Source organism: Vibrio sp. 1249-1 (assembly GCF_033340495.1).
On record NZ_JAWOWJ010000001.1, the window covers coordinates 666,821 to 692,677 of the forward strand.

The window sequence follows — 25,857 nt, forward strand, 5'->3', positions numbered from 1 at the left end:
GGTGAGACCAGCGAACTACCGCTTTCGGATTAGGAAGTTCACTGGGATAACCAATATCGCATGTATATCGAAAATCACTTAAACGTCGAAGAGACTAGAACCAGCTTTTAGTTCGGAGGGGGTTACGCACGGCTTTTGGCGAGTAGCAGGTCGACTTTTCCTTTGGCTGTTTTACTAACTGTTTGCATCAACTGAAAACTTGGTTTTTCGACGCCTGAGTTTTCTATCCCTTCGACCATTAAGAGCCAAAGCTTGGCTGTCATTTGCGCATCGGCTAGTGCACGGTGGAAAACACCGTCGTTGTCGATATTTTTATAGCGAACAAGTTCACCTAGCTTATGTGATGGGGCTTCTTGAATGAGCCGTCTTGCTACCAGTAAGGAGCAAGCAAACTCACCCGAATAACCACAGTTGATTCGTTCAAGCTCTGCATCTAAAAATCGTTTATCGAAGGACGCGTTGTGAGCGATAAGGTTCTCGCCAGCAATGAACTCACTAAATGACGCCATTACCTCTTCGCAGCTTGGTGCCGATCGCAACATATTGTTGGTAATGCCGGTGTAGTTCTCAATAAAAGAACTCACTCTGAAACCGGGATTCATGAGTTGCTGAAAACTATCGACAACCTCGCCATTGACTAACTTTACTGCACCAATTTCTATTGCGCGATCACCTAAAGTAGGAGAGAGACCTGTGGTTTCAAAGTCGAGTACGACCACAGAGTTTGCTTGAGGCATAAAATTTTCCAGCTGAGTAATGTTGCGCAAGAGTATTATCGAAAGCGACAGAAAAAGAAAGGCGAACACAATGGTGAATATCTGTCTATCTTTACTCCACAAAGTCAGTGTTCGTCGTCCACTGTTTATGGACAGGTACGTTCTGGCTTACCCATCGCGGCTTGTGCGGTAGCCTTATATTTCAAATGTTTTTCGGCTTTTCGATTCATTTCAATTAAGCATTAACTTTCGATACAACATACTGATTATAAATTGATTTTATAAATCAACTTCGGCATCATTCACGGCTTGATTTTGAGGATGAATATCATCATAGCAAAAAATTAGAACAACTTATAATGCGAGGCTAGGGAACGATGGAAACAATAAAAAATCACTATTTAGATATACCTGAAGAAAGAAAATTGCGTATTTTTCGTGAGGAAGATGAAGATTTTTACAACTTCTGGGAAGAAATGCTTGATGAAAAACAATCTTTTTATCAGCAACCTCTCAAAAGAATGAAAGGCGACGCTTGGTATTCGCTTGATTCATTCTTCACTGCTTCAAAATACGGACAACATCAGGCCTCGCCAGCTTATATAAAAAGAGCACTTGAGTTACTGAATAACGTGTACTTGCTGGCCAATCATTCAGACAAAGTGGTTGAATTCTCCGTTGGGCACCGACACTTTTCGGAAGTAGGTAACCGTTCTGTTGCAGAAGGAACAATGGATGCATGGTTGGATGAAATCTGTTTAGCGATGGCTGCGAGAGATTGGCGCTGCGTAGAGCTGATGACCATCATGGATGAGTCGTTAGTGCGTTTAAAAGATCCATTCGATGTTGCGCTAGTCGAGTTCGTTAACGGTGTATTTAGCAATTCATCAGCGTTACCAGAGTTATTGCAAACTGTGATGGAGAAATCCTCCCCGCAATACTTAGAATCAACCAGAGTGCCATATGTACACTCTTTGTTTATTCCATTTGTGAATGTGTTTGTTGCCATTATCGATGGCGATGAGGCGCATTATCAAGAAGCACTGAGAGATGCGTTAGAGGCGCATTACCAGTTCTACATGAATGAAGATGTTCGTTATTCGCCAAAAGGGAATGTTTCTTTGAAACTGATTGGTCTTGCTGCATTGGCATACGATAAGTATGGCTGGACAATTCCAGAAACCGCATATTTGCCAAAGTGGCTCGTTTACGGTGAGCATGATCTCTGTTCTAAATAAATCATTAATGGAACACCTTATGTAGTGTCTGCGGCAATGCCGTTCGATGAAAGGTTGGCGCAGCTGCGGGCTCTGTTTGAGCGAACAAAACAAATCTACAAGATCATTGATGAGTTCCCATCTTTGGCGGTAAGACCAACCCAGCCTCAAGCAAATATGTTGCACCTTATCCTGCCATTTAGCTGCGAAGAGTTGAAAGAACTCCAACACACGTTTGCCACGGAAAAGGGCATTTGGTTTGGTAACCCGCAAGTCACGGCACATCCAAATCAATCGATTGTTGAATGGTATATTGGTGACTACCTGCTCAATCTTGGTGATGACGAATTAAGGTCGTTTTTCAATCAGTTACTCGGTAAGAAGGCATAAACTTATCAATATGCGAGCTTACTAACACGCCATACGCGACACTTCATGTATTCTTAATTGAAGCGAAGAAGAGGATTTATCAATGTCAAAAAGCTCCAAACTTCACAATGAAGACAAACTGGTTAAGAAGGCACTAGAGATTGGTGGGAAGATGGCGAAGCTACAAGGCTTTGACCTTCCTCAGTCACCACAACCTCTAAGAGTAAAAGCGATTTACCTATTCTTGGTTGATGCCAAACAGATCACCCCATTACCGGAAAGCAAGCTAGACGGCGCAAGCATCAAACACCGACTGGCAGTCTGGATACACAGTGCATTGCCAGACAACGACCCTCTAAAGTAGAAAACCTCATAAGTCATATAGGTCATTAATTAACAAGGCGAGCCAAATGGTTCGCCTTGTTTGATCTTGGCGAGTGCACCGAGGTCTTCTAATGTTTCGTTATCATTGATTTACAAAACAGCATCAAAAGGGCTAAAGATAAAGCCAGAGAAGCGCTACAATGCTCGCGTTGCAAGAGTGCAACCAAGAATACTCATTTACAGAAGCCTTGAAGTAACCATACATGTCTAAAGATTTCGAATTCACTACAGAATACACACTCGACAAGCCATTTTTTGCTGAGTGTTATGATCAAACTAGCCAGCCAGTTAAGTTCCCGCAAGCGTATTTGAAAGGGATCCTCTTTCTAATTTTTGGTGTGGTTTTATTGGAGTTTGAACTGCTACCTAACGGTTACGTCGGTTGGTTCTTTATCGTATTGAGTGTGATTGAAGCGTGCAGCGTTTACTTCAAAAGAACTTGGTGGCTGTGGCGTCAAACCATCAGCTCAAGCCGCGGCAGTAAAGTGGTGTTTGAAGTGAATGCAGATGGCGTGCGCTACAAAAGCGGTAAAGTTGACCGCAGCCTCGCTTGGAATGAAATCGACCAACTCGAACAAACTGATTTGGGCTTTATCCTTCACCTTGGTAAACAACGCCAATACATCAGCAAATCTTGCTTAAACGAAGAAGTGATCGCGTTTATGGTAGAGCAGCACGCGGCATCAAAAGCGAGCTAACCAGCTCATATCAAGCTGGAATGAGCGTTCTAAAAAGTAGGTGATATATGATCGAACATTGTAGCAAGTATATCGTCGATTCTGAATCAATTGGGTTTGATGTAGAAAGCTAATAAGGCTTAGAGGTTTCTCTTTCGGACATACTGCTTCGGTGTCATGCGCGCAATCTGCTTACACTCTCTAGTCATGTGTGCTTGATCGGAAAAGCCTTGCTCCAGCGCCAATTCCGATAAAGTAAGATCGGGTTGCGCTCGGAGTTGCTCTAAAGTGTGCTTCACTCGTTTAATGCGTTGGTAATGTTTAGGAGTAATCCCCAACCATTTCTGAAAATTGCGCTCTCTCTGGCGCTGACTGATGGTCCCTGTAGGTTGTTCAATAATGTGGCCGACATACTGCGGTTCATATTCCTCAATCAGTGTTTGAACCCAGCGATATAACGTAGAAATCCTTGCATATGGCGAACGAGCTGTTTGCAGAGACTCAAATGTTGCTAGTGCAGAAGAAGCCAAAGGGTGGTCGTCTTGAATCCGCAATAGCTGTTCTAGACGTTTACCAAATAGTTGATAACCAACAGCAGGATGAAAGCGTACGCCAGTCATCACCGCGCCTGGCGGTAGGCAGACCTGATGTGCCAGAATGCTTATAGGCAGTAGGACAACCCCCGGCGTCTGCCACTCACCATCTATTTGTACTTCATTCTGTAAAATGAATACCACACCTGTACCAGCATCACTGAGTAATTGTTTACGTACGGTTTGCGTCGTATCAGGTTTGACGGATGCTGACCAAATGGCTTGAACATAGCCAGCTAAAGCCTTTTGAGGTTTTAAAATATCAAATTCTAAGTTCAAATGAATCATCCTATTTAACCTCAACTTAAATGAGAAAGTGATACACATGTACTTTTCATCCTATTAAGTTGAGGTATAAGCAGTGGCTTACAAGTAAGAACCGTCAAATAGAATTATCGAGGTTTATAGACTCCAACCTTTGGCTTAAATGCCTTAACTATTCGGTTCCAACTATTGATCGCGTTGATCGCAATTGTTAGGTTGACCATAGCTTCTTCTCCAAAGGTATTCAAGGTCAGCTGATAGCTATCATCATCTACTGGTAGGCCAGCAGTTAGTAATTCAGCCCAACCTAGTGCAACGTGTTCTGCATCGCTGTAGAATGGCATATCTTTCCATGCACTAAGCCCCCATATGCGTTCCGGCTTTTCACCTAACTTAAGCGCATCTTTACTATGCATGTCGATACAAAATGCACATTGATTGATTTGCGATATGCGTAACTTAACCAGTTCCCATATGATCATGTTCATAGTTTCTGATTGGCTAAATTGTTCATGGAAGTAAGCTTCCTGAGCGTATAGGATTTCTATTGCTTTTGGCGCTACTTCAATATAGTTGAGTCGTTTTTTCATGGCCATTCTCCTCTGTTTTTTACATAGTAAAAAACGCTCTTAGCAAAAGATTGAAGATTTTCGACATGCACTCAATAAAGTTAGATAAAAGAGTGAACGACGAAAGCGAAAAGTGTACCTATTGGAAACCAAGAAAACTTATGCCAATTAACAAAGTATTGCTCTAAATAATGGACTTAAGGTTGGCGTCTATTTTTACTCCACCACCTTCCGTAAACGAGCAAAAGGTGCTGAGTTACCTATATACACACCAGCCGCAACGATAAAGACGCCTAAAACATTTTCCCATTGAGCCTGCTCACCAGAAATGAACGAAATCAGTAGAGTGAATACCGGCATAATATTAAATAATGGAGACATCTTATCTGGACCAAGAACGATAGCGCCTTTCATCCAAAAGTAATAAGCAATCAAAGTTCCAAACAGGCTCATGTAAGCTATTAATGCTAGGTCTTTAAATGTTATGGCATTTAAGCTACGGCTAAAGTCGCCGTGGTACATCGCTATAGCGACCATTTGAATGGCACCAATACTTAACACCCAACGTAACTGCTGAGTTACTGGGATATGAGATGTTAAACGCTTCGCTAGAATTGTGTATAAACACCCACTAATTAAAGCAAATAACATGTATAGATAACCAATATTACTATTGCTGCTAATAGAATGAATATTTCCCCCTGTAATGACGATTACCACTCCACAAAAACTGATTAGTGCACCTAAAATAGTTTTAACCGAAATGGAAGTCTTGAGAATAACGCCCGACAACAAGATAGTGACAAGTGGTAGGTTTGCCTGAACAACCGCTGCGTTAACTGGGGTAGTAAATCTCATTGCAGAGAAAATAGAGAAGTTTTGGATAGTTACACCCACGGTTGCTATAACAAACAACGACAACATACTTTTTCGTGTGAGTTTGGCTCCATATGGAGAGCGTTTAGTACCTCTTATCAGTAAGAGTATTAAAGCTGCAACGGAAAATCGTAACGTCGCTGAATCCAAAGGAGAGACATCGCTATTAATAGCCTTTATTACGTTAAAGTTACTAGACCAAAAAAAGATAGCGACAACAACACCGCACCAAATTGATAAATGCTTAGACATAGATCTTCCTGATAAAAATTAACTTGACGCGATAATGCTATATATTTCATATTTGATTTTTAATAGCCAAATTTAAGAGGGTTAATCCCAAATATGGAACGTCACTCTTTGGATGACCTTTTGTTATTCGTTTCTGTTGCTCGCTATCAAAGCCTAACACAAGGATCTGAGCGTCTTAATGTCCCGTTAGCCACGCTAAGCCGGAAGTTAAAAAGGCTGGAAACAAACTTAAATTGCAGACTATTTAACCGCAGTGCACACCACTTTGCGTTAACAACTGATGGCGAAAAATATTATCAACTCTGTGAGCCGTTACTTCTTAGCTTAAATAATGTGACATCGAGAATTGCGACTGAGCGTCAGTCTTTAAGCGGAACGATCAAAATATCAGCGCCAATTAACATGACACAGATGTGGTTAAAGCGGTGCGTTTATGAATTTGCAGAGCAACATCCGAAGATATGTATCGATTTAGATGTACAGAATGAAAAAATCAATCTTGTATCTAACCGTGTCGATGTTAGTTTTCGTCTTGGTGATCTTATTGAACAAGACTGGATTGCTCAGAAATTATGGTCGATTCCATTTGCGCTTTGTGCATCACGAAGCTATTTAGAACAACACCAACCGATTACCCATCCAGAACAACTTGTTCATCATCGCCTAATTACGGTAAACAACGACAGCCAATGGAAATTAGTTAATCAAATCACCAATGAAACATTTGATCGTCCGCTAAAGTTTCAATTCACTTCAAATGATGTACTACTAGTTAGAGACGCCGTCATCCATGGTTTAGGAATTGCTTGGATTCCAACCTATTACTTTCATGAGCTAAATCATGATCAACATAACCTGCTGCCTTTGTTGCCAGAATGGCAATGCTCGGGTAAAGAAGTATTCATTATGTATCGAGACCGCGATAAAAGGCCTGCAAGAGTTGATGCATTTATTGAACATGTCTTAAATTGGAAAAATCGCATTCAAATGTTTGCTTGAAAGAGGTTTATCACATTGTGCTGTGCCGGTAACCTCAAGTGAAGCTTCATGACTCTGCTTCAATTGAGTTCATTTATTTAACCTCTAAAAGAATCATGAATACATAGGCAGTTAATAGGATTCGAGTTTACAAGTGATTCGGTCAGCTAAAACTCAAGCTAAGTAGAAAGTATTTGCAGTTGTATTTGCCTCTGAAAATCGTTTAGAGCTTTCTCATCCGCGAAGTTCTATAAGAAATTATTAAGGATATATTTGTGTGCGATTTCGTGAAAAAAATTATTGTAGGTTTACTTTTCAGTGCTTCGTCTTTTGCTTCCTTAAGTCAATATGTTCCAGCAATGAATGATAAGAACGGTTATGTAGAACCATTTCAGATGTTTGATAATGTCTATTATGTAGGAGACAAGTGGGTCTCATCATATGCCATTGCTACAGAAGACGGACTTGTTATCATTGATACGCTTGACTTCCCTTACTCTGAGTGGATACCTATCAACCTAGAGAAGCTAGGGCTAAAAGATAAGCCAATAACGCACATATTGGTAACTCATGGGCATTCTGACCACGTTGGGGGCGCCCAGTTACTTCAAGAGAAGTATGGTTCCAAAGTCGTGATGACCAAAAGCGCTCATGAACTATCTATACAGCAATCAAACAAAAGCGAAGGTGAGAACAAGTTCCTTCCTCCAAATTTAGACATAGAGATAAAAAGCGATAGCTCTATGGTTATTGGTGGACATGAGTTTAAGTTCTATCTCACACCTGGCCACACGGAAGGTGATTATTCCTTAGACTTCGCTGTTGAAGATAATGGCGAACAATATCGTGCTTTTATCGTTGGTGGGCATAGCGTAAGTAGCAATGATCCAGAAGTTATTGGCCAGTTCCTGACTAGCATGGAGAAAATTAGAAAAATTTCACTACAGGCACCTATTGTGAACGTTAACCTTTCGAACCATCCACATAAAAATTTCCTTTTTGAAAATAGGAAGAAGCTCGGCACAAGCGGTAACCCGTTTATCAGTGAGGCAAACTTCTTCATGTTCCTTAAGCAACAAGAAGATTTAGCTAAGGGAAAACTAGAAGAACTATAATACCATGGTATACGAGCAGCCTTCGTTATTAGGTTAGAGGTTTACTCTTGAGTTATAGCTAAGGCTTTAATAAGTTGCTCAATCAAGATTCGACACTGGTGGCAGCTATATTGTTTGTCGGTTCTAGTGACAAAGGCGCCGCGCGTAAACATTCGTATTGTGTGCCTTAAACATTTGCAAGGCGTTACGTGCTTTCTGGAAAAGTCTCAAAATAGCGTACAATTAGCGTTTTGACACAGCGGAAATCATCATGGCCAAAACTGTTCAGCAGCAAATCGGAAACATTGCTCTAGTCGTTGAAAATTACGACGATGCTATCGAATTCTATACTCAAAAACTTCAATTCACTCTGGTTGAAGATACCAACCTAGGTTGTGGTAAACGCTGGGTTCAAGTTTCTCCTCCAAACTCCAATGGTACAAACCTACTTTTAGCTCAAGCGAGTACACCGGAGCAAACGCATGCAGTAGGAAATCAAACAGGTGGTCGTGTTTTCCTGTTTCTGCAAACTAATGATTTTTGGCGTGACTACGAGTTGATGAAGAAAAATGGTATTGTATTTAATGAAGAGCCTCGTGTGGAAGAATACGGGACAGTGGTGGTGTTCCAAGATCTCTATGGTAATAAGTGGGACTTACTGCAACTGAACTGAGAAACTACACAGCACCTGCATAACATAGTGTTCATGAGGAGTTTCCAACAAGCTTTTAAGGCTCTGAGATATTAGTGCTAATTCAAAGGTTCTCAGAAGTCACTGTATTTCTAAATCACTTTTGTGCAAACAATAACTAGCCATCATTCCTTCTCGATGTATCAACAAATGTTAGGGCGGCACACCAAAAACAAAGGCGAACCAATCGGTTCGCCTTTGTTTATTTAGATTCTACAAAAATTAATCTTCGTAGTTATCGATGCTTGGGCATGAACAGATTAGGTTACGGTCACCGTATACGTTATCTACGCGATTTACCGTTGGCCAGTACTTCCAAGATTTGGTCGCTTTAGACGGGAAGCAGCCAATCTCGCGAGAGTAAGGGCGGTCCCAATCTTCAGCTGAAAGATCAACTTGTGTGTGTGGCGCGTTAACAAGTGGGTTGTTATCCAGTGGCCATTCACCGTTTTTCACTTTCTCCATTTCTTCGCGGATAGCGATCATCGCATCACAGAAGCGGTCTAGCTCTTCTAGATCTTCCGATTCCGTTGGCTCAACCATTAGCGTGCCCGCTACAGGGAACGACATAGTTGGTGCGTGGAAACCGTAGTCCATTAGACGCTTCGCGATGTCTTCTTCGCTGATACCTGTTTCTTCTTTCAGCGGACGAATGTCGATAATACATTCGTGCGCTACGCGGCCATTTTTGCCACGGTAAAGAACAGGGTAGTGTTGGCGAAGTGTTTCCATCACGTAGTTTGCGTTCAGAATTGCTACTTTTGTAGCATCTGTTAGGCCAGCTTCACCCATCATTGCGATGTAAGCCCAAGAGATAGGCAGGATAGAAGCGCTACCCATATCTGCTGCTGATACTGCGAAATCTGCGCCTTCTACACCGTCTTCAATATGCCCTGGTAAGAAAGGAGCTAGGTGAGATTTCACACCGATAGGACCCATACCCGGACCGCCACCACCGTGCGGGATGCAGAAGGTTTTGTGTAGGTTTAGGTGAGAAACGTCTGAACCGATGAAGCCTGGTGATGTTAGACCAACCTGCGCGTTCATGTTAGCGCCGTCTAGGTAAACCTGACCACCAGCGGCATGAACCATTTCACACACTTCTTTCACTTTCTCTTCGTAAACGCCGTGCGTAGAAGGGTAAGTGATCATAATGCTTGATAGGTTGTCTTTGTGTTTCTCGATTTTCGCTGCTAGGTCGTCGATGTCGATGTTGCCTTCTTCATCACACTTAACCACAACCACTTTCATTGACACCATAGATGCTGTTGCAGGGTTAGTACCGTGCGCAGAGCTTGGGATCAAACATACGTTGCGGTGACCTTCGCCACGGCTTTCGTGGTAGCGTTGAATCGCGATAAGACCTGCGTACTCACCCGATGCACCAGAGTTTGGTTGTAGTGAGAATGCGTCATAGCCAGTGATTTCACATAGCTTTTCTTTAAGATCTTTTGCGAGTGCTGCGTAACCAGCTGCTTGTTCTGCTGGTGCGAACGGGTGGATCGAACCAAACTCAGGCCAAGTTACTGGAATCATCTCCGCTGCTGCGTTCAGCTTCATCGTACAGCTGCCCAGTGGGATCATGCCGTGCGTGAGTGAGAAGTCTTTGTTCTCTAGCTGTTTTAGGTAACGCATCATCTGTGTTTCGCTGTGGTGCGTGTTAAACACAGGGTGTGTTAGATATTCTGTTGTGCGGCGCAATGCTTCTGGAATGGCTGCAAACTCGTTGCCTGCGATTTCAGTTGATAGTGCTGCGACTTCTTCTTTCACACCGAATACTGCGAATAGGGCTTCTACATCTGCCACGGTTGTGGTTTCGTCGAAGCTCACACCTAGCTGAGTACCCAACTTACGTAGGTTGATGTCTGCGGCTAGTGCTTTCGCGTATAGGTCTTCAGTTTGTGCACCTGTGTTGATAGTGATGGTGTCGAAGAAGCTGTTGTGAGCAAGCTCGAAGCCGCCTTTAGTTAGGCCAGCGGCTAGGATGGCTGTCATGTGGTGCGTACGACGAGCAATCGTGCGTAGACCTTCTGCGCCGTGGTAAACCGCGTAGAAAGACGCCATGTTCGCTAGCAGTGCTTGAGCAGTACAGATGTTTGATGTCGCTTTTTCACGACGGATGTGCTGTTCACGCGTTTGCATTGCCATACGCAGTGCTTGGTTACCATTGGTATCGATAGAAACACCGATAACACGACCAGGCATTGTACGCTTGTGCTTATCACGCGTTGCCATGAAAGCAGCGTGTGGACCGCCGTAACCCATCGGCACGCCAAAACGTTGTGCTGAACCGATTGCTACGTCTGCGCCCATTTCACCTGCAGGTTTAAGTAGGGTAGAAGCAAGAAGGTCCGTTGCTACAGTCACTAGTGTTTTGTTTGCTTGCGCTTTAGCGATGATGTCCGTTAGGTCACGAACTTCACCTGTTGTACTTGGGTATTGAACTAGTGCGCCGAACACGTCTTGCTCTGGTAGTGATTCTAAAGAACCAACCAAGACTTCAAAGCCGATGAATTTCGCACGAGTTTTTACCACTTCGATGGTTTGTGGGTGAACGTCGTCAGCAACGAAGAATACGTTGCTCTTGCTTTTACCCGCACGCTTACAAAGTGTCATCGCTTCTGCGGCTGCCGTTGCTTCATCAAGCAATGACGCGTTCGCGATTTCCATACCAGTAAGATCCATCACCATTTGTTGGTAGTTTAGAAGTGCTTCTAAACGACCTTGTGAGATCTCTGGTTGGTAAGGGGTGTAAGCAGTGTACCAGCCCGGGTTTTCCATCACGTTGCGTAGAATTACGTTCGGCGTGAAGGTGTTGTAGTAACCTTGACCAATGAATGTACGTTTAACTTGGTTCTGATCGGCGAACTTACGCATTGCTGCCAGCATGTCTGCTTCGCTTTTCGCTTCTGCCAAGCTCATTGGTTGCTCTAGGCGAATTTGTGCTGGTACGGTTTCGTCGATAAGCGAATCTAGGCTAACTGCGTTGATCGCTTCCAACATTTTCTGTTGGTCAGATTTGTTTGGTCCATTGTGGCGAGCAACGAACTCGTTTTGTGTGCTGAGGCTTTGAAGTAATTCAGTCATTGTCCTTTACCTACTCCTTGGTTCGGGTAACGGATTTGCGTTACTGATAAATTAAATTATACGTCCGAACCTAGAAAAAAAGCTGTTCTCTAAACAGGCTAGGGAACAGCTTTCGTCACATCCTAATTACTCTTCTTCGATAGAGTTTAGGTATTCGTCTGCGTCTTTCAGGTTATCTAGTTCAGATACATCAGACATCTTCACTTTTACGATCCAGCCACCTTCGTACGGCTCTTCGTTAATTAGCTCTGGGCTGTCTTCTAGTTCTTCATTGATTTCTACGATTTCACCAGTGATTGGTGCGTAGATGTCTGACGCTGCTTTTACAGATTCAACGAGAGAGAAGCTTTCACCTGCTTCAACTTCGTCTTCTACGTCTGGTAGGTCAACGAATACCACGTCACCTAGCATTTCTTGTGCATGCTCAGAAATACCAATTGTTACTGTGCCGTCACCGTTGTCACGTACCCACTCGTGGCTATCTGCAAACTTCAGTGTTTTGTCCATTGCTTAATCTCCGAATAACTTGTCAGGAATTATTATGATTTCAAAAAAATCGTTTACTGGTATAGAGGAAAGCGACTGCAAAGTTCTTTTACTTCTTTGCGAACGCGTTTTTCAACTTCTGCGTCACCTTCAGGGTTGTTCACTAAACCGTCCAGTACGTCACCAATCCAATTACCGATGAGTTTGAATTCTTCAGCGCCAAAGCCGCGGCTTGTACCCGCAGGCGTTCCTAAACGGATGCCCGATGTAATCATAGGCTTCTCTGTATCGAATGGGATGCCATTTTTGTTACATGTGATCCCAGCACGCTCTAGAGCTTCTTCTGCTTTATTGCCTTTCAACCCTTTCGGACGAAGGTCAACCAGCATTAGGTGCGTGTCTGTGCCACCAGTTACGATGTCGCAACCGCGAGTTTGCAATACTTCCGCTAGGACTTTTGCGTTATTGATCACCGAATCAATATAAGTTTTAAATTCAGGGCCAAGCGCCTCACCAAATGCGACCGCTTTGGCTGCGATAACGTGCATCAGTGGGCCGCCTTGTAGGCCAGGGAATACGGCTGAGTTGATTTTCTTAATGATGTCTTCGTGGTTAGTAAGAATCATACCGCCGCGAGGGCCACGCAATGTTTTGTGTGTTGTAGTCGTAACAACGTGTGCGTGTGGCAGTGGGCTAGGGTGTGCGCCTGTTGCGATAAGACCAGCGATGTGCGCCATGTCGACCATAAGAATTGCATTTACTTCGTCTGCGATTTCACGGAATTTTGCAAAGTCGATAGTACGTGGAATGGCGCTACCACCTGCGATGATCATTTTAGGTTCGTGCTCAAGTGCTAGCTCACGAACATCTTCGTAGTTGATTTCCAGTGTTTCGCGATCAACACCGTATTGAACTGCGTTAAACCATTTACCAGAAAGTGCAGGGCGTGCACCGTGCGTCAGGTGACCACCTGCGTCTAAAGACATACCAAGAATGGTGTCACCAGGTTGAAGCAGTGCCAGTTTTACTGCGCCGTTTGCTTGCGCGCCTGAGTGTGGTTGAACGTTTGCGTATTCACAATTAAAAAGTTTTTTTGCGCGTTCGATAGCAATGGCTTCCACTGTATCTACGTGCTCACAACCACCATAGTAACGGCGACCTGGGTAACCTTCAGCGTATTTGTTTGTTAGGCATGTGCCTTGAGCTTGCATTACCGCTTTAGAAACAATGTTCTCAGAAGCGATAAGTTCGATTTGTTCGTTTTGGCGAGCGGATTCCGCTTGAATTCCAGCAAAGACAGCATCATCTGTCGCAGAGAGGTTGGTAGAGAAAAAGTTTTCCAAGCTGTGGTTAGGGTAACTCTTATTCATGGTAGTTGACCTTCCAAATCTGAAAATGAACCCGCAATAGATGAGTTATGATTTGCGGTTGTGGTTCATTTGTCCTCAAAAACAGCTGAACTGCGTAGCAGAACAGAGTGAACATCCGGCCCTAAATTTGGGCAAAAACTCCGTTGGATTGCGTGTTTCCTTTACCAATCTCTTACGGAAATATGCATCTCTACATCTAACAAGTTGGTAACATAGCGCCTGTGACGGGAACAATCAACCAAAAATTTCCTATAGGAAACAAGATTTCAAAATTTGTTAACAAGAGCACGCTTTAATTCACTTGGTGGACTTCTATCCACTATGTGCTTCATGCACAATGCGAGTAAGACAAAAAATATGGATATCTATAGAGGGATTTATGGCAGAAAGTATTTACGATGAATACCCATCGATGACGTTGGCAAAAGAGCAACATGACCAAAATATCGAGCCGTTAAAACTGGGCCAGCGTATTAAGGATATCCGCTCGAAACTCGGTATCACATTAGAAGAGGCCAGTCAGCGAACCGGGCTTGCTCGATCTACACTGAGCAAAATAGAAAATGAGCAGATCTCCCCGACGTTTCAAGCGATGCAAAAATTGGCACTTGGCTTACAAATTGACATGCCACAACTCTTTGAGCCACCTAGAAAAAAGGTAGCGACAGGGCGCAGGGATGTTACCAAGAAGAATGAAGGTAAACCACACCCAACACAAACCTATGAACACGAACTGCTCGCGACACAACTTTCCAACAAGAAAATGATGCCGTTTAAGAGCCAAATTCGAGCTCGTAGTTTTGATGAATATAAAGACTGGGTTCGTCATGATGGCGAAGAATTTCTGCTTATCTTATCTGGTGAGGTCATGTTCTATTCTGAGTTTTACGAACCTGTTGTTTTAAGCGAGGGAGACAGCGTTTATTACGATGCAAATATGGGACATATGTTGACCAGTGTTAGCGAAGAAGATGCGCTCATTTTGTGGGTGACAGCCAAATAGTGATAAATACTTGTAAATTTCCTATAGTGAAAGCAAACGATTGCTGTTGGTGGTCGTTATGATGAAAAGGCGCTTTTTTGATGAGAACTTGCTCATTAAAGCGCTTTTTTTGTACGATTTGTTGTGATTAAAATGTTAAGAGTCACACTTTTGCAAGTCGATCTACGTCTTGTTCGTGCAAAATAGAATGAGCCATGTTTATTATTGGAAACACATCGAATGCCGATAGCATTCTCGGGTCTATCTAAATGGAGACGAAAATGACTCAAGAACTACTGAAAACACCACTACACGCACTTCACGTTGAAGTTGGTGCCAAAATGGTCCCGTTCGCGGGTTACGATATGCCTGTTCAGTATCCTCTAGGCGTAAAGAAGGAACACTTACATACTCGTGATGCGGCAGGTCTGTTTGACGTTTCTCACATGGGACAGCTTCGCCTAATTGGTGACGGTGCAGCTGCGTTCCTAGAAACATTAGTTCCAGTGGATATTGTGGATCTTGAGTCTGGTAAACAGCGTTACGCTTTTTTCACTAATGAAGAGGGCGGCATCATGGACGACTTGATGGTGGCTAACCTAGGCGATCATCTGTTTGTGGTTGTGAACGCAGCATGTAAAGCGCAAGATATCGCACACCTACAAGCGCATTTACCATCTGGTGTTGAGCTAGAAATTATCGAAGACCGAGCTCTACTTGCAATCCAAGGCCCTAAAGCGGCGGCTGTATTGGCGCGTTTTGCACCAGAAGTTTCTGAAATGCTGTTCATGGATATTCGTAAAGTCGATATTTTAGGCGCCGAGTGCATTGTTTCTCGTAGTGGTTATACAGGCGAAGACGGTTACGAAATCTCGGTTCCTGCTGACAAAGCGGAAGAGCTAGCACGTAAACTGACTGCGGAAGATGAAGTTGAATGGATTGGCCTTGGTGCTCGTGATTCACTTCGTCTTGAGTGTGGCCTTTGTCTATACGGTCATGACCTAGACACAACAACAACACCTGTTGAAGCGAGCTTGCTATGGGGTATCCAAAAAGTTCGTCGTATTGGTGGTGAACGTGAAGGTGGTTTCCCTGGCGCAGACATTATTCTTAAGCAGATTGAGACTAAAGATGTGGCGCGTAAGCGTGTGGGTCTAGTAGGTCAAACCAAAGCGCCAGTGCGTGAAGGGGTTGAACTGTTTGATGCTGACGGCGTTAAAATTGGCGTTGTAACCAGCGGTACGGCGGGCCCGAATGCAGGTAAGCCAGTCTCAATGGGGTATGTTCGTGCGGATTTGGCGGCGATTGGTACTGAAGTGTTCGCTGAAGTGCGTGGCAAAATGCTACCAATGACAGTTGAAAAAATGCCGTTCGTACCACAACGCTACTACCGTGGTTAAAACGAATTGAAACAAAAATGCCGAGCTTTGTAGCTCGGCATTTTTATGTCTTCTTTTCGCTTGTTTGCTTTTAGTTTACTGCTTCATCAATAGTACAGCACATATCAATAACGATATCTTCAAGCTTTTCCGGATGAATCATCTCTTCTTTTGGGATCCCAAATTGAGAGGCCATAATGGTATTAAACAATTCCCAATGCTTGATCAGCAGTTTTTCGCGATTATCTGCAATATCCGGCCATGTTTCTTGCATCATTGGCGCGAGACTGACAGCACCATGTGCGAAGATCAACATTTGCCACTTTGATTCCCACTGATCAAATTGTGCATTAGGGTTTTCGCTGTTGTACTGCTCGAAAATTCCGGTAAATATTGCAGCGAACTCATCTTTTGACTTTAAGAAATACTGCAGTAGAGCACCGTCATCGCCTTGTCGAATGGCATCGGCGATCATCTGTACTGGATGAGGATTGACGAGAGCAAATGCTAGCATGCGAACCATAAACAGATAAATTTTTCTATTCGAAGGTGTGTTCTCCGGCATTTCATTGATGAGTTCAGCCATATAGCACTGCATGAACTCGTCCATTGCATCGCTAACCGCTTGCCAGATTTTCTCTTTGCTGCCGAAGTGGTGACGGATCAAACTATGTGAAACACCAGCCTTTTCACTGATATTGCGCAGCGAGACACGCTCGTAACCAAGTTCACAAAACATATCTGCTGCCACTTTAAGGATCAGACACTTAGTTTGTTCTGCTGCTTCAGCACTTCTACGCCCCTGCTTTCTTTCATTCATAGTTCGAATTTTCCCGAATATTAATCACGCGCTTACTTTTACCAGAAACCGAACGCTTTGACTAATTAATTTGCTATCCACCTGGAAAATATGTTGATCAATTTCAAATTCTGCTTATACTGCACGGCTGTGTAATATATAAAACCTACGGAGAAAGCGGGTGCGAAAACAACATTTAAAGCGCACTTTAGTTGGCGCAGTGGTGACATTAAGTCTTTCTGGGATGCTAACTGGGTGTAATAAAGCCATTTCTGAGCCGTCTGAACCTTTAATCAAACCTGTAAAATTACTGGCGGTGAAAGACCTAGAACTTGAAGACTCGCACGCCTTTTTAGCGCGTATTGATGCAACACATCGCGCGCAGCTTTCTTTTCAGGTTGGTGGAGAGGTTGATGAATTACGTGTACGCATGGGTCAAAAAGTCCAAAAAGGTGAAGTGCTCGCAACGTTAGACCCTAAAGATCTTCAGCTTGCGTTAGATGCCGCTCAAGCGCAGTACGCGTTAGCGAAAACACAATGGGACCGCGCGAAAAACCTTTACGGAAAAAAACTCATTAGTACTGATGAGTACGATCAGAAAGAAACTCAATATAAAGCGGCATTGGCGAACTACGAACAAGCTAAAACCGATTTGAGCTATACCAAAATTCACGCACCGTTTGATGGCATTGTGTCATATACCTATGTCAACCCGTTTCAAGTAGTAGCAGAGAAGCAGGAGATCTTGAATCTCATTGATAACACGACGTTGGATGTGTCGTTCACCTTGCCAGTAAGTTATGCGGAATCTGTATCACTTGAGTCACTGCAAAACTCCGATATGTGGGTGACGATGGATAGCGAGCCAGGAAAACGTATCCCTGGGCAATTTAAAGAAATTTCGACGCAGCCAAACATCGATACCAATAGTTATGAGGCGATCGTGACCATCACTCGACCAGAAGATCGCAATTTGCTGACAGGTATGACTGGGCAGGTACACATTGCTAAACAACATGTATCGGACGCGATGACGTTACCTCAGTCTGCTTGGGTCAACAAAAATGGGACGCAAGGTGAAGTTTGGGTAATGGACAGAAGCACGCAGCAGGTCAATAAAGTCACTGTGTCACTTGACGCAGCAGGTGGTGTGAAAGCCGGGCTTGATAACAATGATTACGTTGTTATTGCTGGTGTTGAGAGACTGGTTGAAGGACAAGTGGTGAAAGCTTGGGTTCGTGAGGGAGGCATTTAATGAAACATTCTCTACTTACGATCTCTGCGATTGCACTTGCAGTTTTAACAGGGTGCAAAAATGAAAACCAAGCTATCGTCGAGCAGCCACTTTTTGTGTCGACTATCTCGGTGGATGCACCAGTACAAAGGCAACATCGCGCGTTCAAAGGCATAGTAGTGCCTGCAGAGCAAACGCCAATGGCATTTCGCCGCGCTGGGGAAGTTCAGCACGTATTGGTTAAAGCGGGTGACGTTGTGAAGCAGGGGCAAATGCTCGCAAAGCTAGATGATAGCAAAGAGAAGCAAGCCGTGAATGACGCAGAAGCACAATACACACTCGCAATTCGTCAGCTTAAACGCGGTGAAGACTTGCATGCACGTCAAATGATTTCAAAAGCGGAACTTGATGAGCTAACCGCCAATAAAGAGCTAGCTGAGGCTACTTTCTATAACGCGACCAATCAATTGAATTACACCCGTTTATTCGCCCCGTTCGCCGGTAAAGTATCCGATGTTTTCAAAGAACGTTTTGAGCGTGTGGCAATTGGTGAACCCGTGTTAAACCTATACCAAAACGATTTGGTTTACGTGCGTATTGAGCTTTCCGACAATGTTTTAGCGATGGTAGACCCAAACTCAGACAGCATGAGCTACAAGCCTAGAGCAACCTTCTCCGGCATCGATGGCAGATTTGCTTTGGACTATTTAGAGCACACAAGTGAACCCAACGCTGAAACTCAAACCTACGAAATGTACTTGACGATGCCACAGCCAAAAACAGAGATATTGCCGGGAACCAGCGTAAGCGTTTTGGTCGATATGGTGAAGGCGGGCATTACCTCTATCGATGGTTACAGTGTTCCTGTCACGGCGCTTCAAGCAGGCAGTGAAGGGAATGAGTTCTTTGTGTGGAAAAAAGAAGGTGACATTGTCACACGAGTGCCTGTCATGATTTCTCAAGTGAATGGCAATGGAGCCATTGTGTCGTCAGGTGTTAGCCAGGGCGATATTCTGATTAATTCAAATCTGCGTAAATTACGCGAAGGTAAACATGTGGATGTTGTGGAGAATAACCAATAATGAACATTGCTGAGTATTCAATAAAAAACAAAGTCATCAGCTGGTTGTTCATTATTATCCTTGCTGTTGGTGGTTTAACGTCATTTTTGGAGCTTGGACGATTAGAAGACCCGGCATTTACGATCAAAGATGCCATGATCATCTCAACATACCCTGGCGCGACGTCAAAAGAAGTTGAAGAAGAGCTGACGTATCCTCTAGAAAAAGAGATTCGAAAACTCCCTTATATCGACAAAATTACCTCTACGTCTTCTAATGGTATGTCTCAAATAACGGTGAGCATGGAAATGGACTATGGTCCTGATGAACTGCCGCAAATTTGGGATGAAATGCGCCGTAAAATTAATGATTTACGACCATCATTGCCTCAAGGTGTTCAGTCTTTACAGATCATTGATGATTTCGGTGACGTTTATGGCGTGATGTTAATGCTCACTGGTGACGATTACGACTATGTAGAGCTGAAACGTTATGCGGATTACCTGACCCGTGAAATCGAGCTTGTTGATGGTGTTGGTAAGGTAGACATCACGGGCGATCAGCAAGAAATGCTATTCGTTGAGATCTCACTTGATCGCCTTGCTGCACTGAACTTAGACATGAATGTGGTTTCGAGCTTGTTGAACCAGCAAAACAATGTGGTTTCAGCAGGTGAAGTGATGGTCAATGGCGAAAGCCTTGTTATTCGCCCAAGCGGCACTTTAAACACTGTAGAAGCACTAGAAAATCTGATCATTCATGGCCGTGACACAGGAAATCTAATTCGTCTAAAAGACGTAGCAACGATTTCTCGCGGTATTCAAGAGAAGCCAAGCAACGTCGTACTCTTTAACGGTCAAAAAGCGATTAATATCGGTATCTCGTTTGCATCGGGTGTGAACGTGGTTGAGGTTGGTGAACGTTTGGATGCGGAGCTCGCGAGCCTTGAGTCTATCAAGCCTGCTGGCATCGATATGAACTACTTTTACAACCAAGCCAATGAGGTGGATGAATCTGTTAAAGCGTTTGTAATTAGTCTAGCGGAGGCAGTGGCGATCGTAATCATTGTGTTGCTGTTTACTATGGGTTTACGCAGTGGTGTCATCATTGGAGTTGTGTTGTTATTGACGGTATTTGGTACCTTCATTTTGATGAATTACAACAACATCGAACTGCATCGTATTTCTCTTGGCGCGTTAATTATTGCCTTAGGTATGCTGGTTGATAACGCGATTGTTGTCGTGGAAGGCATATTGGTTGGCCTAAAGAAAGGGCGTACCAAAGTTCAAGCGGCTGTCGATATTGTAAAGCAAACACAATGGCCTTTGCTGGGCGCAACTGTTATTGCAATTACGGCTTTTGCACCTATCGGTTTGTCGCAAGATGCGACAGGTGAGTTCATGGGCTCTCTATTCTGGGTGCTGTGTTTCTCCCTATTTTTAAGCTGGATTACCGCTATTACACTGACGCCTTTCCTTGCCGATCTTTTGTTGAAAGAGGAAAACAAAGAGCAGGGTACTAGCGAAGATGATCCTTATAAAGGCTGGTTGTTTGTCGTATTTGGGGCATCGCTGAAATTTGCATTACGATTCCGCTGGCTTACCGTTGCTGGCATGGTGGCGCTGTTAGTGGGTGCTGTCGTGGCATTTGGTAATGTAAAACAGCAGTTCTTCCCACCATCGAATACGCCGATGTTCTACGTGGATATGTGGATGCCAGAGGGTACTGACATCCGTGAAACGATCAAAAAAGCTGAAGAGGTCGAAAGCTACATTCGTCAGCAAGATGATATTGACTTTGTTTCTGCTTCGATTGGGCAGGGTCTACAGCGTTTTGCTTTAACCTATCAACCAGAAAAAAGTTACGAAGCGTACGCTCAGTTCCAAGTTCGCGCGACTGACCGTGAGAAAATGTTTGGTTTGCTGCATAAGTTAGATGCGAATCTGGCGAAAACATTTGATGCGCCTACGTTCCAGTTTAAATTGATGGAATTTGGTCCATCACCAGCGTCTAAGATCGAAGCGCGTATTACTGGCCCTGATCCACAAGTTTTACGTGACTTGGCGGTGCAAGTTGAAGACATCCTTCATACCGACCCTGGTGCCCGAAACATTCGTCACGATTGGCGAGAGCGCACCAAGGAACTTGTACCCGTTTTCAACGAGTCTAAAGCTCGTCGCTTAGGTATTTCGAAAGAAGATCTTTCAAGCACACTGCAAATGGCGTTTGGTGGTAGCACCTTAGGTTACTTGCGTGATGGTACACATACGTTGCCAATTATGACACGTCTTCCTGAAGAAGAACGCGTAGATTTTGAATCACTACAAAACGTGACCATTTGGAGTCCTTCGTTGCAAACGTATATTCCGGTTGATCAAGTGATTGATGGCGTTCAACTGGATTGGAGTGAGCCGCTAATTCAGCGTCGTGACCGTAAGCGTACGTTAACCGTTCTCGCGGACCATGATGTGTTGAGTGACGACACGGCAGCAAGCTTATTTGCTCGTGTACAGCCTAAAGTGATGGCATTGCATGTTCCAGAAGGATACGAAATCACATGGGGTGGTGAGTACGAATCATCCAAAGATGCACAAGAAGGCCTATTCGGTTCATTGCCGATGGGTTACTTGTTGATGTTCATCATTACTATTTTATTGTTTAACTCAATCAAAAAGCCGTTGGTAATTTGGTTCACCGTTCCGTTAGCGATCATTGGCGTTGCTTTTGGTTTGCTTACCACGAACATGCCGTTCAGTTTTACAGCATTCCTTGGTTTGTTAAGCCTAAGTGGCATGATTTTGAAAAACGGTATTGTGTTGCTTGACCAAATTAACCTTGAGTTGGAGTCAGGTAAAGATCCTTACCTCGCGATTGTTGATAGTGCGATAAGCCGCGTTCGTCCGGTAAGTATGGCTGCGCTAACAACTATCTTGGGGATGATTCCACTGGTCTTCGACGCCTTCTTTGGCTCGATGGCAATAACGATTATGGCAGGTCTTGGTTTTGCTACTGTACTGACACTGATAGTGGTGCCAGTGATGTTTGCAATTCTGTTTAGGGTAAAACCGACCACTGCATAGGGACTCCTGGCTATTTGCCAGCTTCCTGCCTAGCCCTGAAGGTTTTCTTCGGGGCTTTTTTGATCTTACTAATATATACCAAACCATTCATTTGCTTGATTTTAATGATTTTCTTACGATTACAATGCAAATCATGCGTATACTCATGTAACGACACATCAAAGATTGAGATTACATGAATAAGCGCATATTAAACGGACTCTTCTTCATTGGTTCTTTCACCTTGGTTGGCTGCACCGCGACGGATAGCATGCCGACAGAAACCAAACAACCTGCCCCTAAAGTCAACAGTGTTAGTGCTGAAGTCATTTCCAGTTGGATTGATAGTAAGGTTTTAGCCCCTGAAGGGCTGTCGCTCGAGCAAGACAATCTACGTTATCTATCGGGTAGCGCCGACCTAAACAGCGACGGCAAGGCAGAACACATAGTGTTGCTTCAAGATCGCTATTTCTGTGGTAGTGGTGGCTGCTCTGCATATATGTTTGATAATGAGGGAAACGTTATTAATCGAATGTCGGTAACTCGCACGCCTATTGTACTAGCCGACAGTTACAGTAATGGTTGGCAGGACTTTATCGTTTGGAGTAATGGCTCCTATCGACTCATGAGTTACAACGGTGAGTCTTATCCAAGTAACCCGTCACTAGAGCCAAAGGTGGATCGAGACGCTAACCAGCAGGCGGCAATCGCAAATGTAATGGCGACAGAGCTTTATCAGCAAGACGGCTATGACATTCTGCCCGCAGAATCAAAAACCTTGTGGACGCCAGCTAACGTTTACCACTTTACCTTCAAGCACTACGGTGACCCGCATAGCGCTTATCAAGCAACGGTGGATATGAGCAGTGGGGAAGTAGACATTGTAGCCGTTCCGGCTGCGGAATAAAAAACACCTCCCTTAACCGGAATTAAAGGGAGGTGCTAAATGCCAAATTCGAGGGTGGCATTGTTAACCGGAGTCGCTCTAATTAAGCTGCGACTTCTTGTTTCGCTTCTGCTTTGCTTTTTAAGAATGCGTAAGTAAAGCCAGTTACCGCTGTACCCGCTGCAATAGCCACTAAATACATTAATACTGGTGAAATTGCGTTAGGAATTAGCAGCACGAATAGACCGCCGTGTGGTGCCATTAATTTCGCACCGAATAGCATCGATAGGGCACCAGTAAGCGCGCCACCTGCCATACAAGATGGAATCACGCGCATTGGATCTTTCGCAGCAAATGGAATTGCGCCTTCAGAGATGAAACACAGGCCCAAGACAAATGATGCTTTACCTGCCTCACGTTCATTTTGTTCAAATTTGTTCTTCGCAATGAAGGTCGCTAAACCCATACCTAGCGCAGGAACCATACCTGCGGCCATGATTGCCGCCATTGGTGCGTAAGTTTGTGAAGCCAGAAGGCCAACACCAAATGCGTAAGCGGCTTTGTTTACCGGGCCTCCTAGGTCGAAACACATCATTGCGCCAAGGATAATACCCAGTAGTACTGCACTGTCAGAGCCCATGTTGTTTAGGAAGTCAGTCAGGCCGTTCATGATGCCTGAAACTGGGCCGCCTACGATGTAGATCATGACAAGGCCAGTGAACAATGTTGCTACAAATGGAATGATCAGAATTGGTTTAAGCGCTTCCATCGATTGTGGGAGTTTTACTTTGTCCGCAAGGAGCTTCGCTGCATAACCGGCAATGAAGCCAGCTGCGATACCACCTAGGAAACCAGCACCCGTTGAACTTGCTAGCATACCGCCAACAAGACCAGGAGCCAGACCCGGACGGTCAGCAATTGAGAACGCGATGTAACCAGCAAGTACAGGAATCATCAATGCGAATGCAGAGCCACCACCAATGTTCATCAAGGCTGCTGCTAGTGTGCCTTCTTCTTTAAATGCTTCAATACCGAACACGAAAGATAGAGCGATGATCAAACCACCTGCAACGACGACAGGAAGCATGTGCGAAACACCCGTCATTAGGTGTTTGTAAGCGCCTTTTTTCTCTTCGGTGGAAGATGAAGAGTTAGCTGAACCAGAATGTTGATACACCGTGGCTTGCTCGAATGCTTTGTCCATCTCTTCGGCTGTTTTCTTCAGAGCTGGACCTGTTTTCGTGCGGTACATCTTTTTGCCGTTAAAGCGATCAAGTGGCACTTCAATATCCGCAGCAATGATCACCAGATCGGCGTCTGCAATTTCTTGCTCAGTCAGTTGGTTTTTAGCGCCAACTGAACCACGAGTTTCCACCTTGATTTGATGGCCACGACGCTTGCCTTCTTCTTCTAAAGCTTCTGCCGCCATAAAGGTATGCGCAACGCCAGTAGGGCATGCCGTGATTGCAACAATCTTCTTTGATGCTGATGTTGTATCTGTAGTGATAGGGGCTGCAAGTGTGGTTGCTTTTTCAAGTAAAGTGGCGTTTTCAACCGCTTGCTGGAGAAACGCAGTTGCGTCTTTTGCTACTTCGCTAATTTCCGCTTGGTAAACCTTTTTTCCTACAAAACGAGAAGTGTCGACGCTAGTATTTGCCGCAATGACAATGACTTCTGCTTGTTCAACGTCAGCTTCCGTCAATAGTGTTGGTTCAACCACACTTGATTGACATTCTATTTTGGCATTCCAGTTTAATTTTGCGGCGGCTTGTTCTAGTAATCCTGCCGCAAGGATGCTATTTGCTACACCGCTCGGACAGGCAGTAATAATGGCAATATTCATACGATAACCTTCTGTTCCTTAGTTTTGTTCTAAGTTTGTAATAGGGTAAAGCGCGCTAACTTCAGTTTGTCGCTTGATATTTTCCAGTTCTTCCTGACTGGTTAGCCCTACGCCAACTTGACTAACTGCCAAAGCAGAAAGTGCCGTAGCGAAGCGCAATAAATCGTTTTTAGGCATCAGTTGCATGTGGCCCCAACACAAGCCAGCGACCAGCGTATCGCCTGCGCCAACGGTGCTCACGACATGCATTCGAGGCGGTTTTGCACTAAGCCATTCGCCTTGGTTGAGCCACATAACACCGTCAGGTCCCATAGAAACCACGATGTTTTCTATGCCTTTGTCGCTCAGTGTTTGCGCTGCAGCTTGGCACTGTTCAGGTGTTGCTAGATGTTCGCCAACAAAATCACCAAGTTCTTCATCGTTAGGTTTAATTAACCATGGGTGAGCATCAATACCTGACTTCAATGCGGCTTTGCTACTGTCGAACAACACCTTTTTGCCTTGTTGATGCAGTGCTTCTATCCATGCAGCGCATTGCTCTGCAGTAACACCGCCCGGTAGGCTGCCTGCCAATACAAAGTAATCGTGTGTTTCAGCAAGGCGGAATAGGGTTTCTTCAAAGCGCGCGATTTCTTCTGCCGTAACTTGAACACCAGGGAAGTTAATGTCACTAACGTTTCCATTAGCCTCAACGAGCTTGACGTTGATACGAGTTGCACCTTGTACTTCTACAAACTCATTCTTAACGCCGATGTCATTGAAAAGCTGATGGAATAGCTCAGGGTTATCTTTACCAAGAAAGCCGGTAACCGTGACATCTGCGCCTAAATCGCTCAACACTTTTGCTACGTTGACACCTTTACCTGCAGCGTGGAGATTGCTTTGCTGTACTAAGCTCACGGAACCAACGTTTAGTTCATTTACTGAACCTGTTAAATCCAATGCCGGGTTGAGCGTAATAGTGACAACCTTATTTGTTTTGTTTGTCATA

22 protein-coding genes and 1 pseudogene are annotated in these 25,857 nt (G+C 44.2%); 13 read left to right on the forward strand and 10 right to left on the reverse strand.

Features of this window, described 5'->3' with window-relative positions; genetic code table 11:
• Window positions 1–122: 122 nt before the first annotated feature.
• Entirely contained in the window at window positions 123–737 is a 615-nt protein-coding gene (locus R7Z50_RS02900; protein ID WP_005376459.1) for a PolC-type DNA polymerase III, read from the reverse strand.
• 356 nt (window positions 738–1,093) lie between these two features.
• Between R7Z50_RS02900 and R7Z50_RS02905 the strand changes: the two genes are divergently transcribed.
• From R7Z50_RS02905 to R7Z50_RS02920, 4 genes and pseudogenes are all read left to right on the forward strand, one after another.
• Window positions 1,094–1,954, forward strand: a complete 861-nt coding sequence (locus R7Z50_RS02905; protein ID WP_031781244.1) for an immunity 49 family protein — start codon at window positions 1,094–1,096, stop codon at window positions 1,952–1,954.
• Window positions 1,955–1,966: 12 nt separating this feature from the next.
• Window positions 1,967–2,323 (forward strand): annotated as a pseudogene (locus R7Z50_RS02910) (threonine aldolase); the annotation flags it as partial.
• An 82-nt stretch (window positions 2,324–2,405) separates the two neighbouring features.
• Complete coding sequence (locus R7Z50_RS02915) at window positions 2,406–2,666, forward strand: DUF5062 family protein (RefSeq protein ID WP_005376453.1); 261 nt, start codon at window positions 2,406–2,408, stop codon at window positions 2,664–2,666.
• A 223-nt stretch (window positions 2,667–2,889) separates the two neighbouring features.
• Window positions 2,890–3,384, forward strand: a complete 495-nt coding sequence (locus R7Z50_RS02920; RefSeq protein ID WP_005388773.1) for a YcxB family protein — start codon at window positions 2,890–2,892, stop codon at window positions 3,382–3,384.
• 119 nt (window positions 3,385–3,503) lie between these two features.
• Here R7Z50_RS02920 and R7Z50_RS02925 read toward each other — a convergent pair whose 3' ends face one another.
• From R7Z50_RS02925 to R7Z50_RS02935, 3 genes are all read right to left on the reverse strand, one after another.
• On the reverse strand, window positions 3,504–4,244 hold the full coding sequence (locus R7Z50_RS02925) for a helix-turn-helix domain-containing protein (protein WP_196363361.1): 741 nt from the start codon (window positions 4,242–4,244) through the stop codon (window positions 3,504–3,506).
• Between the two features lie 104 nt (window positions 4,245–4,348).
• Entirely contained in the window at window positions 4,349–4,810 is a 462-nt protein-coding gene (locus R7Z50_RS02930; protein ID WP_047104117.1) for a carboxymuconolactone decarboxylase family protein, read from the reverse strand.
• 195 nt (window positions 4,811–5,005) lie between these two features.
• Complete coding sequence (locus R7Z50_RS02935; RefSeq protein WP_206969554.1) at window positions 5,006–5,917, reverse strand: DMT family transporter; 912 nt, start codon at window positions 5,915–5,917, stop codon at window positions 5,006–5,008.
• 93 nt (window positions 5,918–6,010) lie between these two features.
• On the opposite strand from R7Z50_RS02935, the gene R7Z50_RS02940 reads away from it, so the two are divergent.
• The 3 genes from R7Z50_RS02940 (at window position 6,011) to R7Z50_RS02950 (ending at window position 8,662) form a co-directional block, all read left to right on the forward strand.
• The gene (locus R7Z50_RS02940; protein ID WP_025767809.1) at window positions 6,011–6,916 is read left to right on the forward strand and encodes a LysR family transcriptional regulator; all 906 of its coding nucleotides are present in this window, start codon (window positions 6,011–6,013) and stop codon (window positions 6,914–6,916) included.
• 266 nt (window positions 6,917–7,182) lie between these two features.
• A complete protein-coding gene (locus tag R7Z50_RS02945; RefSeq protein WP_225455282.1) occupies window positions 7,183–8,010 on the forward strand; it encodes an MBL fold metallo-hydrolase in 828 nt (275 codons plus the stop codon).
• Window positions 8,011–8,260: 250 nt separating this feature from the next.
• Window positions 8,261–8,662, forward strand: a complete 402-nt coding sequence (locus R7Z50_RS02950; protein ID WP_206969552.1) for a VOC family protein — start codon at window positions 8,261–8,263, stop codon at window positions 8,660–8,662.
• A gap of 240 nt (window positions 8,663–8,902) precedes the next feature.
• Here the strand turns inward: R7Z50_RS02950 and gcvP are convergent, their stop codons facing one another.
• From gcvP to R7Z50_RS02965, 3 genes are all read right to left on the reverse strand, one after another.
• Window positions 8,903–11,767 (reverse strand): aminomethyl-transferring glycine dehydrogenase, encoded by a 2,865-nt coding sequence (gene gcvP / locus R7Z50_RS02955; RefSeq protein ID WP_017820968.1) that lies wholly within the window; start codon window positions 11,765–11,767, stop codon window positions 8,903–8,905.
• Window positions 11,768–11,893: 126 nt separating this feature from the next.
• Complete coding sequence (gene gcvH / locus R7Z50_RS02960) at window positions 11,894–12,274, reverse strand: glycine cleavage system protein GcvH (RefSeq protein ID WP_005376432.1); 381 nt, start codon at window positions 12,272–12,274, stop codon at window positions 11,894–11,896.
• A gap of 53 nt (window positions 12,275–12,327) precedes the next feature.
• Window positions 12,328–13,623, reverse strand: a complete 1,296-nt coding sequence (locus R7Z50_RS02965; RefSeq protein ID WP_169628825.1) for a serine hydroxymethyltransferase — start codon at window positions 13,621–13,623, stop codon at window positions 12,328–12,330.
• A gap of 379 nt (window positions 13,624–14,002) precedes the next feature.
• On the opposite strand from R7Z50_RS02965, the gene R7Z50_RS02970 reads away from it, so the two are divergent.
• A complete protein-coding gene (locus tag R7Z50_RS02970) occupies window positions 14,003–14,626 on the forward strand; it encodes a helix-turn-helix domain-containing protein (RefSeq protein ID WP_005376429.1) in 624 nt (207 codons plus the stop codon).
• Window positions 14,627–14,886: 260 nt separating this feature from the next.
• Entirely contained in the window at window positions 14,887–16,005 is a 1,119-nt protein-coding gene (gcvT, locus tag R7Z50_RS02975; protein WP_017820967.1) for a glycine cleavage system aminomethyltransferase GcvT, read from the forward strand.
• A 70-nt stretch (window positions 16,006–16,075) separates the two neighbouring features.
• Here the strand turns inward: gcvT and vdeR are convergent, their stop codons facing one another.
• Entirely contained in the window at window positions 16,076–16,804 is a 729-nt protein-coding gene (gene vdeR, locus R7Z50_RS02980; RefSeq protein WP_005376423.1) for an efflux transporter transcriptional repressor VdeR, read from the reverse strand.
• A 160-nt stretch (window positions 16,805–16,964) separates the two neighbouring features.
• Between vdeR and R7Z50_RS02985 the strand changes: the two genes are divergently transcribed.
• The 4 genes from R7Z50_RS02985 (at window position 16,965) to R7Z50_RS03000 (ending at window position 23,044) form a co-directional block, all read left to right on the forward strand.
• Window positions 16,965–18,038, forward strand: a complete 1,074-nt coding sequence (locus tag R7Z50_RS02985) for an efflux RND transporter periplasmic adaptor subunit (protein WP_318148857.1) — start codon at window positions 16,965–16,967, stop codon at window positions 18,036–18,038.
• Window positions 18,038–19,099 (forward strand): efflux RND transporter periplasmic adaptor subunit, encoded by a 1,062-nt coding sequence (locus tag R7Z50_RS02990; RefSeq protein WP_213866360.1) that lies wholly within the window; start codon window positions 18,038–18,040, stop codon window positions 19,097–19,099. The genes R7Z50_RS02985 and R7Z50_RS02990 overlap by 1 nt, the downstream gene beginning before the upstream one ends.
• Entirely contained in the window at window positions 19,099–22,158 is a 3,060-nt protein-coding gene (locus tag R7Z50_RS02995; RefSeq protein WP_005386052.1) for an efflux RND transporter permease subunit, read from the forward strand. The genes R7Z50_RS02990 and R7Z50_RS02995 overlap by 1 nt, the downstream gene beginning before the upstream one ends.
• Window positions 22,159–22,333: 175 nt before the next feature.
• Window positions 22,334–23,044 carry a hypothetical protein gene (locus R7Z50_RS03000; RefSeq protein ID WP_065275269.1) on the forward strand — a complete coding sequence of 237 codons (711 nt, stop codon included), beginning with the start codon at window positions 22,334–22,336 and terminating at the stop codon, window positions 23,042–23,044.
• An 82-nt stretch (window positions 23,045–23,126) separates the two neighbouring features.
• On the opposite strand, the gene fruA is transcribed toward R7Z50_RS03000, so the two are convergent.
• Both fruA and pfkB read right to left on the reverse strand, forming a co-directional pair.
• Window positions 23,127–24,866: a PTS fructose transporter subunit IIBC gene (gene fruA / locus R7Z50_RS03005; protein WP_005376409.1), complete on the reverse strand. Its 1,740-nt coding sequence runs from the start codon at window positions 24,864–24,866 to the stop codon at window positions 23,127–23,129.
• Between the two features lie 18 nt (window positions 24,867–24,884).
• Entirely contained in the window at window positions 24,885–25,856 is a 972-nt protein-coding gene (gene pfkB, locus R7Z50_RS03010; protein ID WP_042520798.1) for a 1-phosphofructokinase, read from the reverse strand.
• Between the last annotated feature and the right edge of the window lies 1 nt (window position 25,857).

Bases quoted from the DNA above. Each gene is read 5' to 3' on its own strand.
- R7Z50_RS02900 (WP_005376459.1), bottom strand. From the start codon at position 737: ATGCCTCAAGCAAACTCTGTGGTCGTACTCGACTTTGAAACCACAGGT.
- R7Z50_RS02905 (WP_031781244.1), top strand. From the start codon at position 1,094: ATGGAAACAATAAAAAATCACTATTTAGATATACCTGAAGAAAGAAAA.
- R7Z50_RS02915 (WP_005376453.1), top strand. From the start codon at position 2,406: ATGTCAAAAAGCTCCAAACTTCACAATGAAGACAAACTGGTTAAGAAG.
- R7Z50_RS02920 (WP_005388773.1), top strand. From the start codon at position 2,890: ATGTCTAAAGATTTCGAATTCACTACAGAATACACACTCGACAAGCCA.
- R7Z50_RS02925 (WP_196363361.1), bottom strand. From the start codon at position 4,244: ATGATTCATTTGAACTTAGAATTTGATATTTTAAAACCTCAAAAGGCT.
- R7Z50_RS02930 (WP_047104117.1), bottom strand. From the start codon at position 4,810: ATGAAAAAACGACTCAACTATATTGAAGTAGCGCCAAAAGCAATAGAA.
- R7Z50_RS02935 (WP_206969554.1), bottom strand. From the start codon at position 5,917: ATGTCTAAGCATTTATCAATTTGGTGCGGTGTTGTTGTCGCTATCTTT.
- R7Z50_RS02940 (WP_025767809.1), top strand. From the start codon at position 6,011: ATGGAACGTCACTCTTTGGATGACCTTTTGTTATTCGTTTCTGTTGCT.
- R7Z50_RS02950 (WP_206969552.1), top strand. From the start codon at position 8,261: ATGGCCAAAACTGTTCAGCAGCAAATCGGAAACATTGCTCTAGTCGTT.
- gcvP (WP_017820968.1), bottom strand. From the start codon at position 11,767: ATGACTGAATTACTTCAAAGCCTCAGCACACAAAACGAGTTCGTTGCT.
- gcvH (WP_005376432.1), bottom strand. From the start codon at position 12,274: ATGGACAAAACACTGAAGTTTGCAGATAGCCACGAGTGGGTACGTGAC.
- R7Z50_RS02965 (WP_169628825.1), bottom strand. From the start codon at position 13,623: ATGAATAAGAGTTACCCTAACCACAGCTTGGAAAACTTTTTCTCTACC.
- R7Z50_RS02970 (WP_005376429.1), top strand. From the start codon at position 14,003: ATGGCAGAAAGTATTTACGATGAATACCCATCGATGACGTTGGCAAAA.
- gcvT (WP_017820967.1), top strand. From the start codon at position 14,887: ATGACTCAAGAACTACTGAAAACACCACTACACGCACTTCACGTTGAA.
- vdeR (WP_005376423.1), bottom strand. From the start codon at position 16,804: ATGAATGAAAGAAAGCAGGGGCGTAGAAGTGCTGAAGCAGCAGAACAA.
- R7Z50_RS02990 (WP_213866360.1), top strand. From the start codon at position 18,038: ATGAAACATTCTCTACTTACGATCTCTGCGATTGCACTTGCAGTTTTA.
- R7Z50_RS02995 (WP_005386052.1), top strand. From the start codon at position 19,099: ATGAACATTGCTGAGTATTCAATAAAAAACAAAGTCATCAGCTGGTTG.
- R7Z50_RS03000 (WP_065275269.1), top strand. From the start codon at position 22,334: ATGAATAAGCGCATATTAAACGGACTCTTCTTCATTGGTTCTTTCACC.
- fruA (WP_005376409.1), bottom strand. From the start codon at position 24,866: ATGAATATTGCCATTATTACTGCCTGTCCGAGCGGTGTAGCAAATAGC.
- pfkB (WP_042520798.1), bottom strand. From the start codon at position 25,856: ATGACAAACAAAACAAATAAGGTTGTCACTATTACGCTCAACCCGGCA.